Consider the following 12,093-nt stretch of genomic DNA (forward strand, 5'->3'; position numbering starts at 1 on the left):
GGGACGGCGCAAGTACGTCCATGTAGCCTTGGTCGCCGCATCCATGCGGCTCACACCCTCGCAGGCCCCACCCATCCGTCCTCCGACGGCGTGGCGCGAGTGCCAGCCACGGAAAAACAGGAAAGATCAAAAGCGGAGCGCTCGCTTCCGCCAGCCCTTCTAAATGAAAACGCCGGGCAATGCCCGGCGATTCGAGACCCGTCTGGTGGAGAGCCCCCCTTCTGTTAAGGGGGGCGCGCCAGCGGCGCGGGGGATAGGTGAAATGCGCGGGCAATTCACCGGAGGTGGATCAGTTCTGGGGAACAACGTTCCTCAGAACTGGCCACCGAACGTGAATTGCAGCCGTTCGATCTTGTCATCGTCTTTCTTCTTCAGCGGGAAGGCGTAGCTGATCGAGATCGGGCCGACCGGGGCGCGCCACAGCAGGGCCACACCGGTGGACACGCGCAGTTCGTTGGCCTTGAAGTTGTCCACGCCGTTGTAAACGTTGCCGAAGTCGACGAAGGCTGACACACGTGCCGACGGGCTGTCGAACAGGCGCGGGAAGTAGGCTTCGACCGAACCAACGGTCTTCAGCGAACCACCCAGCGGCTGGCCTTCCGGATAGCCATTGGTGACTTCGCGCGGGCCGAGGGTGTTGTCTTCGAAGCCACGCACCGAGTTGGTACCGCCGGCGTAGAAGTTCTCGAAGAACGGCAGGCCGCTGGCGGTCACCGTACGGGTGGTGCCGTCCGGGTTGGTCAGCGTGCGGGTGTAGTCGTTGCCATAGGCATCGCCGTAGCCCACTTCGGCACGGGTGTTGATCACCAGCGACGGCATGATCGGCCAGTACTTGCTGATCTGGTAGTTCAGCTTGTAGTACTCGATGGTCGAACCCGGCAGCGTGGTTTCCAGGCCGATGCGCTGGTAGGTACCGCGGGTCGGCATGAAGTAGTCGTTGCGCGAGTCACGCGCCCAGCCCAGCTCGGTGCGCCAGGCATGGAACGTGCGCTTACCGACGGCGTTGATGTAGTCGATGATCGACTGCGGGGTCGAGCCCTGGTAGGTGGTGATCTGGTTGCTGTCGATGCCGAACATCAGCGAGACGGTATCGGTCTCGGTGATCGGCACGCCGAACACCACCTGCGCCGAACCATTGGTGCTGTTGTACTGCGCGGTGTTGAAGTCGGAGTAGTCCAGCTCGCGCCAGGACAGGTTGTAGCCCAGCGACACGCCGTCATCGGTGAAGTACGGGTTGGTGTAGCTGAAGCCGTAGCGCTGCAGGTAGCTGCTGCGCGAGGCTTCGACCGACACGCGGTTGCCGCCGCCGAGGAAGTTGTTCTGCGACAGCTGCACCGACGTGGTCATGCCGTAGGACTGCGAGTAGCCCAGGCCGAACACGAAGCTGCCGGACGTGGTTTCCTTGACGTTGTAGACGACGTCAACCTGGTCGTTGCTGCCGCTGACGGCCGGGGTTTCCACGTCCACCGACTCGAAGTAGCCCAGGCGCTGCAGGCGGATCTTGGAGCGGTCGATCGCGGCCTGCGAGTACCAGCTGTTCTCGAACTGGCGCATTTCGCGACGCATCACTTCGTCGGACGTACGTGTGTTGCCACGGAACAGGATGCGACGCACCGACACGCGAGGGCCGGGCACGACCTGCATGTTGATCGCCACGGTCTGCTCGGGGCGGTTGGTGGTCGGGATCGGGTTCACCTTGGCGAACGCATAGCCGATGTTCGACAGCGAGTTGGTGATGGTGTCCGAGCTGAATTCCAGCAGCGCACGCGAGAACGTGTCGCCGGACTTCTGGATCACCATGCGCTCGACGTCCTCCTGCGGGAGGATCGTGTCGCCGCTGACCTTGATCTCGGAGATCTTGTACTGCGCACCTTCGGTCACGCCGGCGGTGAGGAACATGTCGCGCTTGTCGGGGCTGATCGACACCTGGGTCGAATCAATGCTGAAGTCGACATAGCCGCGGTCGAGGTACCAGGAATTGAGCTTTTCCAGGTCGCCGGACAGCTTTTCCTTGGAGTACTGGTCGTCACGGCGGTACCACGACGCCCAATTGTGCTCCTTGGACTCCCAGGTCTCCAGGATGTCCTTGCTCTCGAACTTCTCGGTGCCGACCAGGTTGACGTGACGGATCTTGGCCGCCTTGCCTTCCTTGATCGCGATCGCGATGTCCACGCGGTTGCGGTCCAGCGGGCTCACCGTCGGGGTGATCTCGACGTTGTACTTGCCGCGGTCGTTGTACTGGCGGCGCAGTTCCTGGGTCACGCGGTCCAGGCTCAGGCGATCGAAGGTGCCGCCCTCGGTCAGGCCGATGTCGGACAGGCCCTTGAGCAGCTGCTCGGACTTGATGTCCTTGTTGCCGGTCACGGTCAGCTTGTTGATCGCCGGGCGTTCCTTGACGGTCACCACCAGGATGCTGCCCTGGCGGTCCAGCTGCACGTCTTCGAAGAAGCCGGTCTTGTACAGGGCGCGGATGGTCTCGCCGACCTTGTTGTCGGTGACCGTCTCGCCACGCTCCACCGGCAGGTAGGTGAATACCGTGCCCGAGCTGATGCGCTGCAGGCCATCCACGCGGATGTCGCTGACAGTGAAGGGCTCGGCTGCCTGGGCCAGGGCGGGAGCGCCGGTGACGGCGGCGAGGGCGAGGGCCAGCAGGCGGCGATTGGGGAGTCGCGTCATGTCACGTCCGGTAGGAAGGTCGATTTCGTTGGTGCGGGATGCCGACGCTGTAGACGGCAACAACATGGAAAAGTTCATCGCGGGACCAGGCCGAGGATGTCGTTGTAGAACGCCAACCCCATCAACCCGGCCAGCAACGCCAGGCCGATGTACTGGCCGGCGGCGATGGCACGCTCGCTCAGCGGGCTGCCCTTGACCAACTCGATAAGGTAATACAGCAGGTGGCCGCCGTCCAAGATCGGGATCGGCAACAGGTTGATGATGCACAGGCTGAGTGACAGCAGGGCAAGGAACTGCAGGAACCAGTCCAGGCCGCGTTTGGCTGAAACATTGGCCACGCGGGCGATGGTCACTGGCCCGGAAACGTTCTGCAGCGAGGCTTTGCCGGTGACGATGCGGCCCATCATGCCCAGCGAATCGGCCGCCAGGCGGCCTGTTTCGCGCACGGCCACGGTGACCGCGTCGAGCGGGCCATAGCGCAGCAGGGTGTCATAGGGCGGGCTGAACGAGGTCGGGAACTGCACGCCGATCTGCCAGATCGGCTCGCCCTTGGAATCCTTGCCCTGGCGCGGGGTGACTTCCAGCGCCAGGCGTTCGCCGCCCCGCAGGACCTCGATCATGCCCGGGCCGCCAGCGCGGCCCAGCGTCTGGATCTCGCCGATGACCTGGTCGGCACCGTCGATGCGCTGGCCGTCGATCGCCACGATCAGATCGCCCGGCTGCAGCTGCCCGGCCACCACGGAGTCCGCGGTGAGCGAATCGACCCGTGCCGGTTGCAGCCACGACTGCCAGTAAAGGCCAGCCAGGATCGGCACGCGTCGTTCATCGAAACCGGGGGGCAGCTGCGACAGCGGCAGGGTGCGCACGCGCACCTGATCGGCCGGGTCCAGCACTTCCAGCGTCACGTCGCGGCGGTCCATCGCTGCGGCGGTCAGCGCCATGCTGGCCTCGCCGAGGGTGATCACCGGGCGCTCGTCCACGCGCAGCACGCGGTCGCCGCTGGTCAGGCCGGCGCTGGCGGCGATGCCGCTGACACGGCCGATGGTCGGCGAATAATCCTGCTTGCCGATCACGAACATCGCCCACAGCAGCAGGATGCACAGCAGCAGGTTGGCGATCGGTCCGGCGGCGACGATGGCGATGCGCTGCCAGACGGTCTTGTGGTTGAAGGCCTGGCCGCGCTCGTGCGGGTGGACTTCGACTTCGCGTTCGTCGAGGAATTTCACATAACCGCCCAGCGGGATGGCGGCGATGGCGAACTCGGTACCGTGCTTGTCCCGGCGCGACCACAGCGGCCGGCCGAAGCCGACCGAGAAGCGCAGGATCTTGACCCCGCACAGGCGCCCGACCCAGTAATGCCCGAACTCGTGGAACGTGACCAGCAGCCCGAGGCTGACGATCATCCACCAGACCGATCCGATGAAGTCAGTCATGCAGGCTCACAGTGGCGGGCAGGGGCGGCGTCGTCATGCGTGTGCGAGGCGGTCGTTCAGGCGGCGTCGATGGCGTTCAGGGTGAGCTGGCGTGCCCGCTGGTCGGCGGACAACAGGACCTCCAGTGTATCGGCTGGCTGGGTCGGCAGTGTTGAAAGAGCGTTAGCAACCAGTTCCGGGATGGTCAGGAAACCGATTCGGCCCTGAAGAAACGCTGAAACGGCCTCTTCATTGGCAGCGTTCAGCACCGCCGGCGCGGTGCCACCGGCCTGCATCGCCTGCCAGGCGAGGGCCAGGCAGGGGAAGGCGTCGGTGTCGGGGGCCTCGAAATCCAGCCGGCCCTGGGCCAGCAGGTCCAGCCCCGCCACGCCCGATTCGATGCGTTGTGGCCAGCCCAGGCCAACGGCCAGGGTGGTGCGCATGTCCGGCAGGCCCATCTGCGCCAGGGTCGAACCGTCCACGAACTCGACCAGCGAGTGGACCAGGCTCTGCGGATGCACCAGCACGTCGATGCGCTCACCGGGGATGCCGAACAGGTGGTGGGCCTCGATCACTTCCAGGCCCTTGTTCATCAACGTCGCCGAATCGACCGAGATCTTCGGGCCCATCGACCATTTCGGGTGGGCCACGGCCTGGGCCGGGGTGACCTGGGCCAGCGCGGCCCGGCTGCGGCCGCGGAACGGGCCACCGGAGGCGGTCAGCAGGATGCGGCGCACACCGGCACCGTCAATGCTGGCGTCGCGCGAGCGCAGGCACTGGAAGATCGCGCTGTGTTCGCTGTCGATCGGGATGATTTCGGCGCCGGCACGTTCGGCAGTGCGGGTCAGCAGCTCACCGGCCAGCACCAGCGATTCCTTGTTGGCCAGCAGGATGCGCTTGCCCGCGGCGGCCGCGGCCAGGGTGGAAGACAGCCCGGCCGCACCGACGATGGCGGCGACTACGGTGTCGCAGGCATCGCTGGCGGCCAGCTGGTCCAGCGCGGCATGGCCGGCATGCGCCTCGGTGGCGAGTCCCGCATCGCGCAGGCCGTCGCGCAGCTCGGCGAACAGTGATGCGTCGGCGATCACCGCGTGCGCGGGCTTGTGCTGGCGGCACAGCGCCAGCAGCGCCTGCACCTGGCGGCCGGCGGCCAGCACGGTGGCCTGATAGCGCTGCGGGTGGCGGGCGATCACGTCCAGCGTGGAGGCACCGATCGAGCCGGTGGCGCCGAACACGGCGACCCGGCGCAGGTCTGCGACAGCATTCATGGTCAGAACCCGAAGATTTCCTTGCCGAGTGCGAACACCGGCACTGCAGCCAAGACGCCGTCGACACGGTCGAGCACGCCGCCATGGCCCGGAATCAGGTGGCCCGAGTCCTTGGCGCCGGCGTGACGCTTGATCAGGCTTTCAAACAAATCACCCAGTACCGAGGCGAACACGGCCACCACCGAGGTGATCAGCAGGCCCGGCAGATGTGCGGTATCGATGCCGGCCAGCCAGCCCAGGCCGACGGCCACGGCGACACCGGCCAGCAGGCCGCCGAACAGGCCTTCCCATGTCTTGTTGGGGCTGATGCGCGGGGCCAGCTTGTGCTTGCCGAAGTGACGGCCGGCGAAATAGGCGCCCGAATCGGCCGCCCAGACCAGTGCCAGGGCAGCCAGTAGCCACAGGTGGCCCTGCTTGCCCGGCGGATCGCCGCCAGCATGGATCAGCACCAGCGCGGCCCAGGCCGGAACGATGGCCAGCGTTCCGGCCAGCATCTTCACGATGCGCGAGGGTGCCGACGGTTGCGCGCCGAAATTGAAGAAGCGAAGCCAGACCAGCGCCGCCAACCACCAGGCGACGCCGGCCAGGGTGGTTATCTGGAACAGCACCAGCGTGCTGCCATCGGCCCAGACCAGCAGCACCATCAGCAGCAGGTTCAGCACCAGCAGCACGGTGCGCGCGAGGGTGTCTTCGATGCCGGCCAGCTTCAGCCACTCCCACAGGCCGATCAGCAGCACCGCCGCCGCCGCCGCTGCCAACCATTGGGTCGGCAGCAGCAGGATCGCGGCAATGGCGACCGGCGCCATGATCAGCGCGGCAAGGACTCGGGTCTTGGTCATGGGCTGGAAGTCTCGGTGGCCAGTGCGGCGATCTGGGCGCTGGTCAGGCCGAAACGACGCTCACGGCTGCCATAGGCGTCCAGCGCCTGCTGCAGCAGAGCGGGATCGAAGTCCGGCCACAGCGCCTCGGTGAACCACAGCTCGGTGTACGCCAGCTGCCACAGCAGGAAGTTGCTGATGCGGGTGTCGCCACCGGTGCGGATGAACAGGTCCGGTGGCGGCAGGTCGGCCAGGGCGACCTGGCTGCCCAGCAGCGATTCGTCGATCTGTTCGGGCAGCAGGCGGCCGGCGGCGACTTCGGTGGCCAGTGCGCGCGCGGCACGGGTGATGTCCTGGCGGCCACCGTAGCTGGCGGCGATCGACAGGGTCAGGGTGCTGTTGTCCGCGGTGCGCTGCTCGGCCAGCTGCATGCGGCTGACCAGCCCGGCGCCGAAGCGTTCGCGCTCGCCGATGAAGCGCACGCGCACGCCACGCCGATGCAACTCGTCCACTTCGCGGTCGAGCGCGCCGAGGAACAGCTTCATCAACGCATCGACTTCTTCCTGCGGCCGGCCCCAGTTTTCGCTGGAGAACGCGAACAGGGTCAGCGCCGGAATACCCAGCTCAAGGCAGCGCTCGATGGTGCGGTTGACCGCACGCGCGCCGGCCCGGTGGCCGATCACGCGCGGACGACGGCGCTGCTGTGCCCAGCGCCCATTGCCATCCATGATGATGGCAATGTGGCGGGGCAGGGCGGCCGGCAACGGAGGCGGGACTGAAGGCATCGACTTCAGACCGACAGCAGTTCTTTTTCCTTGTCGGCAACGACCTTGTCGACGTCCTTGATGTGGGTGTCGGTCAACTTCTGGATGTCGTCTTCACCGCGCTTCTTCTCGTCTTCGCTGATCGCCTTGTCCTTGACCAGCTTGGCGATTTCCTTGTTCGCGTCCTGACGGATGTTGCGGATCGCGATCTTGGCGCCTTCCCCTTCCTTCTGCACCTGCTTGACCAGCTCCTTGCGGCGCTCTTCGGTCGGCGGCGGCATGTTGATGCGGATCGCGGTGCCCAGCGTGTTCGGGGTGAACTCGGCGTTGTAGAGACCCTTTTCGATCTCCTTGATCATGCTCTTGTCGAACGGCGTGACGAGCAGCGAGTGGGCGTCGGCGTTGGAGATCGATGCGACCTGGTTCAGCGGGGTGCTGGCGTTGCCATAGGCGCTGACCGTGACGCGGTCCAGCAGGGCCGGGGTGGCGCGGCCGGTGCGGATCGAGGTGAGGGTGTGCTTCAGAGCGTCGATGCTCTTGGCCATGCGCGTCTGCGCGTTGTTCTTGATGTCGTTGAGCATCGCCCGGTCCTGGGTGTAACTGGAATCGGGCGATTATAGGCGAATACGGGACGCTGCCGGGCCTGAATCGGCCCGGAGCTCGCCTGGCACTCAGGCTCAGGCCGGGTCTCGGCCCTGGACCAGGGTGCCGATGTTCTCGCCGCTGAGGATCTTCAGCAGCTCGCCCGGCTGGCCCATGTCGAACACACGCATCGGCAGGTCGCTGTCGCGGGCCAGTGCGAAGGCGGCGGTATCCATCACTTCCAGGCCACGGCGGATCACTTCGTCGTAGCTCAGGCTGTCGAAGCGGACCGCGTCGCTGTGCTTGTTCGGGTCCTTGTCGTACACGCCGTCAACCTTGGTCGCCTTCAGCAGCAGGTCGGCGCCGATCTCGATCGCGCGCAGGGCGGCACCGGAGTCGGTGGTGAAGAACGGGCTGCCGACGCCGGCGGCGAAGATCACCAGGCGGCCCTTTTCCAGATGGCGGATGGCGCGGCGCCGGATGTAGTCCTCGCACACGTCGTTGATCTTGATCGCGCTCATCACCCGGGCCTTGGCGCCCAGCTTTTCCAAGGCGTCCTGCATGGCCAGAGCGTTGATGACCGTGGCCAGCATGCCCATCTGGTCGCCGGTGACCCGGTCCATGCCGCCAGCGGCCAGGCCGGCGCCGCGGAAGATGTTGCCGCCGCCGATCACCAGTGCAACTTCGGCGCCTGCCTGCTGGGCTTCGATGACCTCACGGGCCAGGCGGTTGATGATCTTCGGGTCGATGCCGTAGTCCTCATCTCCCATCAGCGCCTCCCCGGATAGTTTCAGAAGGATGCGGCGATAGGCGAGCTTGGACATAGGGACCTCGGGTGCGTGGAAATCGCGGGCGATTCTACGCGCATGCGGCGTCGGGCCAAAGTGTTTTGTGCACTGCGGCGCAAAATCCTGCCATCCGCCCCGGTCACGCGGGGCGTCCCGTTCAGCCCAGCTCGGCGCCGGCGGTGGCTGAAAGCTTGTCGTGGCCGAGGGCGCCTGGGGAGCGGGCGATCACCCGGTTGCGGCCCAGGTTCTTCGATCGGTACAGCACATCGTCGGCGGCACGCAGCAGGTCCTGCACGTCGGCAAAGCGCTCGTAGCCGCCCTGGGTGGCCACGCCGGCGGAGAAGGTGACGAACAACGGACCTCCCTCCAGCTCGGCCATCGGCGTGGCGACGATGTTGGCCAGTACCCGGCGGATCACGTCCAAGGCCACGCTTTCGCTGGTATTGGGCAGCAGCGCGACGAATTCCTCGCCGCCGAAGCGGGCCACGGTGTCGCTGTTGCGCAGCTGGCCCTGCAGCTTGCCGGCAAAGGCGCGCAGCACCTCGTCGCCGGTCAGGTGGCCGTGGGCATCGTTGATCTTCTTGAAGTCGTCCAGGTCGATGAAGGCCACCGACAGCGGCCAGCCCTGGCGCCCGGCGCGCAGGAACTCCTGCTCCAGCACCGCCTCCAGCTGGCGGCGGTTGAGCACGCCGGTCAGGGCGTCGCGGTGGGCCTGGTCGGCCAGGCGCTTGGCCCGCGCCTCGAATTCGTCGGCGCGGCGGCGCGCCTGGTCGGCATCCTGCAGCTCGCGCAGGTTGCGCAGGGTGGCCAGCTCCTGCGCGTGGTCGATCAGCTCACGGACCCGCGAGGGCGAGTTCAGCCCGGCCTCGAACAGGCTGGCGATGTCCGGCAGGGCCTCGCTGATGCGGGTCAGCACCTGGTCGAAACGGGCGCTGTCGAGTTCCAGCCGGTCATGTACCTGGTGCAGGGCGCGCTCGCGGGCGGCATCGGCATCTTCGTCCAGCCAGATGTCGGCGACAGCGCCGGACAGCTGCACGCAGGCCTGGAACGGCGAATCGGCAGCGTCGTCGTCCTCGCTGTGGCTGATGCTCTCCACCAGATAGCGCGGCAGGCCCCATTGCTCGGCCACCCAGGCGCCGACATCGGCGTGGCTGCAGCCGAGCGCGTCGCGCTCGCGGGCAACCAGGTCCGTGTTGTCACGGGCTTCGCGCAGCAGCGGCAGATAGCGCTCTGATTCGGCCTGGGCCAGGCACAGCACGCCCAGGTCCTGCAGCAGCCCGGCCAGCATCAGTTCCTCCAGGCGGCGCAGGCCGCGGGCCTGGCCCAGCTGGCTGGCGGCCAGTGCGCTGAGAATGCTGCGCTTCCACGCGCGCTGGCGCAGGTCGTGGTCGGCACCGGCGCCGCCGGTCAGGCCCTGGGTGACGGTGAAGCCCAGGGCAAGGCTGATCGTGGCATTCAGGCCCAGCATGGTCAGTGCCTGGCCGAGGTTCTCGATGCGGCGACGACTGGCGTACAGCGGCGAATTGGCGATGCGCAGCATGCGAGCGCTCAGCGCCATGTCGATGGCGATGATGTCGGCGGCGGTGGCGATGTCCGCTTCCGGGTCCTGTGCCAGTTCGATGATGCGCAGGGCAATACCGGGTGGCGAAGGCAGGTTGCGGCAGAGCGCCAGGGCAGCTGTCAGCTCGGGAGGCATGTCGGGTCGTTCAATTCCATTGGGACAAGAATACCTAGGAATGCATCACAGTCCGCGATTTTCGTTCCTGCTATGTGACTGTGGATTCCCTGCGCCGAGTATCGGCTTGATTCGCGCGCAACGCAAAGGTGCCGGTGTGCGCGGCGTCGGTGTGCGCAACAACAGTTGGAGCATGAGCCTCCCATTGTCCCGGGCATAAAAAAAGAGCCGCGGATTCCCGCGGCTCCTTCTGGTCGCTTCGCAGCCGGAAGGCTGGAATCAGACCTGCATCGCCTTGGCAACTTCAGCGGCGTAGTCTTCCACGACCTTCTCGATGCCTTCGCCGACGATCAGCAGCTTGAAGCCAGCCACGTCGGCGCCAGCGGCCTTGACCACCTGCTCGACGGTGGTGTCGCCCAGCACGTAGGTCTGGCCGTACAGGGTCACGTCGCTGACGATCTTGTTGATCTTGCCGCTGATGATCTTTTCCAGGATCTCGGCCGGCTTGGCCTTGTCCTTTTCGGACATCTTGGCCAGCTCGATTTCCTTTTCCTTTTCGACGAAGTCGGCCGGAACGTCCGAAGCCTTGTTGTGCGGCGGCTTCAGGGCAGCCACGTGCATCGCCAGGCCACGGGCCAGCTCGACGTCGCCGCCGATCAGGTCGACCAGTACGCCAACCTTGCCGTTGGTGTGGACGTAGGCACCGATGTTGCCGGTGGTGTCGACCTTGACCATGCGGCGGATCTGGATGTTCTCACCCAGGGTCTGCACGGCGGTGGCGCGGGCTTCTTCAACGGTGCGGCCATCGGCCAGCTTGGCAGCCTTCACGGCTTCGACGTCGGTGGCGCCCGATGCCAGGGCGGCAGCGGCGACGGCATTGACGAAGGACTTGAAGTTGTCATCGTTGGCGACGAAGTCGGTTTCCGAGTTGACTTCGACCAGCACGGCCTTGCCGCCATCCTGGGCCAGGCCCAGGCGGCCTTCGGCGGCCACGCGGTCAGCCTTCTTGTCGGCCTTGGCGGCGCCGGACTTGCGCATGGCTTCAGCAGCAGCGTCGATGTCGCCGTTGGCTTCGGTGAGAGCCTTCTTGCATTCCATCATGCCGGCGCCGGTGCGCTCGCGCAGTTCCTTGACCAGGGAAGCAGTGATTTCCACGGGATTACCTCACGAAAGAAAGGGGTTGGGCCGGCATGGTGGCCGGCCCGTGTGACACGGTCCTGTCACGCGCCAAAGGCTGCGTGCAGGGAGGGTGGATGCCGGGCGTCCACCCCGGGGCCTGGATCAGGCCTGGGCGTCGTCGCCCTTCTTGGCAGCCTTCTTGGCCGGAGCGCGGCGGGCCGGCTTCTCTTCGCCTTCAGCAGCGGCTTCAGCGAACTCTTCCTCACGCACCGAAGCAGCGTGCGGAGCAGCAGCCTTGCCTTCCAGCACGGCGTCGGCAGCGGCGCGGGCGTACAGCTGCACAGCGCGGATGGCGTCGTCGTTGCCCGGGATGGCGTAGTCCACCAGTTCCGGGTTGTAGTTGGTGTCGACCACGGCGATGACCGGGATGCCCAGCTTCTTGGCTTCCTTGATCGCGATGTCTTCGTGGCCGATGTCGATCACGAAGATGGCGTCCGGCAGACGGTTCATGTCCTTGATGCCGCCCAGCGAGGCTTCCAGCTTGTCGCGCTCGCGACGCAGGCCCAGCACTTCGTGCTTGACCAGCTTCTCGAAGGTGCCGTCGGTTTCACCGGCTTCCAGTTCCTTCAGGCGGGCAACCGACTGCTTGACGGTACGGAAGTTGGTCAGGGTGCCGCCCAGCCAACGCTGGTTCATGAACGGCATGCCGCAACGCTCGGCTTCTTCCTTGATGGTTTCGCGGGCGCTGCGCTTGGTGCCCAGGAACAGGACGGTGCCGCGCTTCTGGGCAACCGACGAGATGAAGTTCATCGCGTCGTTGAACAGCGGGACGGTCTTTTCCAGGTTGATGATGTGGATCTTGCCGCGGGCGCCGAAGATGTACGGAGCCATCTTCGGGTTCCAGTAGCGGGTCTGGTGGCCGAAGTGGACGCCGGCTTCCAGCATCTGACGCATGGTGACCTGGGGCATTGCAATACTCCTGATATGGAAC

General features: G+C 66.0%; 10 protein-coding genes. All 10 read right to left on the reverse strand.

Features of this window, described 5'->3' with window-relative positions; translation table 11 throughout:
* Nucleotides 1–312: 312 nt before the first annotated feature.
* On the reverse strand, nucleotides 313–2,676 hold the full coding sequence (gene bamA, locus ACTJJM_RS15120; protein WP_010486337.1) for an outer membrane protein assembly factor BamA: 2,364 nt from the start codon (nucleotides 2,674–2,676) through the stop codon (nucleotides 313–315).
* A gap of 74 nt (nucleotides 2,677–2,750) precedes the next feature.
* Nucleotides 2,751–4,109 (reverse strand): RIP metalloprotease RseP, encoded by a 1,359-nt coding sequence (gene rseP, locus ACTJJM_RS15125; protein ID WP_224329146.1) that lies wholly within the window; start codon nucleotides 4,107–4,109, stop codon nucleotides 2,751–2,753.
* Between the two features lie 56 nt (nucleotides 4,110–4,165).
* Nucleotides 4,166–5,356, reverse strand: coding sequence for a 1-deoxy-D-xylulose-5-phosphate reductoisomerase (locus tag ACTJJM_RS15130; protein WP_010486332.1), 1,191 nt, complete (start codon nucleotides 5,354–5,356; stop codon nucleotides 4,166–4,168).
* Nucleotides 5,357–5,358: 2 nt separating this feature from the next.
* The gene (locus ACTJJM_RS15135) at nucleotides 5,359–6,195 is read right to left on the reverse strand and encodes a phosphatidate cytidylyltransferase (protein ID WP_010486331.1); all 837 of its coding nucleotides are present in this window, start codon (nucleotides 6,193–6,195) and stop codon (nucleotides 5,359–5,361) included.
* The gene (gene uppS, locus ACTJJM_RS15140; protein ID WP_100448140.1) at nucleotides 6,192–6,959 is read right to left on the reverse strand and encodes a polyprenyl diphosphate synthase; all 768 of its coding nucleotides are present in this window, start codon (nucleotides 6,957–6,959) and stop codon (nucleotides 6,192–6,194) included. Before uppS ends, ACTJJM_RS15135 begins: the two co-directional genes overlap by 4 nt.
* A 5-nt stretch (nucleotides 6,960–6,964) precedes the next feature.
* The gene (gene frr, locus ACTJJM_RS15145) at nucleotides 6,965–7,519 is read right to left on the reverse strand and encodes a ribosome recycling factor (protein ID WP_010486327.1); all 555 of its coding nucleotides are present in this window, start codon (nucleotides 7,517–7,519) and stop codon (nucleotides 6,965–6,967) included.
* 96 nt (nucleotides 7,520–7,615) lie between these two features.
* Nucleotides 7,616–8,344: a UMP kinase gene (gene pyrH / locus ACTJJM_RS15150; RefSeq protein ID WP_010486325.1), complete on the reverse strand. Its 729-nt coding sequence runs from the start codon at nucleotides 8,342–8,344 to the stop codon at nucleotides 7,616–7,618.
* Between the two features lie 121 nt (nucleotides 8,345–8,465).
* Entirely contained in the window at nucleotides 8,466–10,004 is a 1,539-nt protein-coding gene (locus tag ACTJJM_RS15155) for a GGDEF domain-containing protein (RefSeq protein WP_010486323.1), read from the reverse strand.
* A 258-nt stretch (nucleotides 10,005–10,262) separates the two neighbouring features.
* Nucleotides 10,263–11,138: a translation elongation factor Ts gene (tsf, locus tag ACTJJM_RS15160; RefSeq protein WP_010486320.1), complete on the reverse strand. Its 876-nt coding sequence runs from the start codon at nucleotides 11,136–11,138 to the stop codon at nucleotides 10,263–10,265.
* 126 nt (nucleotides 11,139–11,264) lie between these two features.
* Nucleotides 11,265–12,071: a 30S ribosomal protein S2 gene (rpsB, locus tag ACTJJM_RS15165; RefSeq protein WP_005408748.1), complete on the reverse strand. Its 807-nt coding sequence runs from the start codon at nucleotides 12,069–12,071 to the stop codon at nucleotides 11,265–11,267.
* Nucleotides 12,072–12,093: the final 22 nt, after the last annotated feature.

Source organism: Stenotrophomonas sp. 22692 (assembly GCF_052045015.1).
GTDB lineage: Bacteria > Pseudomonadota > Gammaproteobacteria > Xanthomonadales > Xanthomonadaceae > Stenotrophomonas > Stenotrophomonas geniculata.

What these genes read in the sequence shown, in the direction of transcription:
- ACTJJM_RS15135 (WP_010486331.1), bottom strand. Translation starts at nt 6,195, where the DNA reads ATGACCAAGACCCGAGTCCTTGCCGCGCTGATCATGGCGCCGGTCGCC.
- uppS (WP_100448140.1), bottom strand. Translation starts at nt 6,959, where the DNA reads ATGCCTTCAGTCCCGCCTCCGTTGCCGGCCGCCCTGCCCCGCCACATT.
- frr (WP_010486327.1), bottom strand. Translation starts at nt 7,519, where the DNA reads ATGCTCAACGACATCAAGAACAACGCGCAGACGCGCATGGCCAAGAGC.
- ACTJJM_RS15155 (WP_010486323.1), bottom strand. Translation starts at nt 10,004, where the DNA reads ATGCCTCCCGAGCTGACAGCTGCCCTGGCGCTCTGCCGCAACCTGCCT.
- bamA (WP_010486337.1), bottom strand. Translation starts at nt 2,676, where the DNA reads ATGACGCGACTCCCCAATCGCCGCCTGCTGGCCCTCGCCCTCGCCGCC.
- pyrH (WP_010486325.1), bottom strand. Translation starts at nt 8,344, where the DNA reads ATGTCCAAGCTCGCCTATCGCCGCATCCTTCTGAAACTATCCGGGGAG.
- ACTJJM_RS15130 (WP_010486332.1), bottom strand. Translation starts at nt 5,356, where the DNA reads ATGAATGCTGTCGCAGACCTGCGCCGGGTCGCCGTGTTCGGCGCCACC.
- rpsB (WP_005408748.1), bottom strand. Translation starts at nt 12,071, where the DNA reads ATGCCCCAGGTCACCATGCGTCAGATGCTGGAAGCCGGCGTCCACTTC.
- rseP (WP_224329146.1), bottom strand. Translation starts at nt 4,109, where the DNA reads ATGACTGACTTCATCGGATCGGTCTGGTGGATGATCGTCAGCCTCGGG.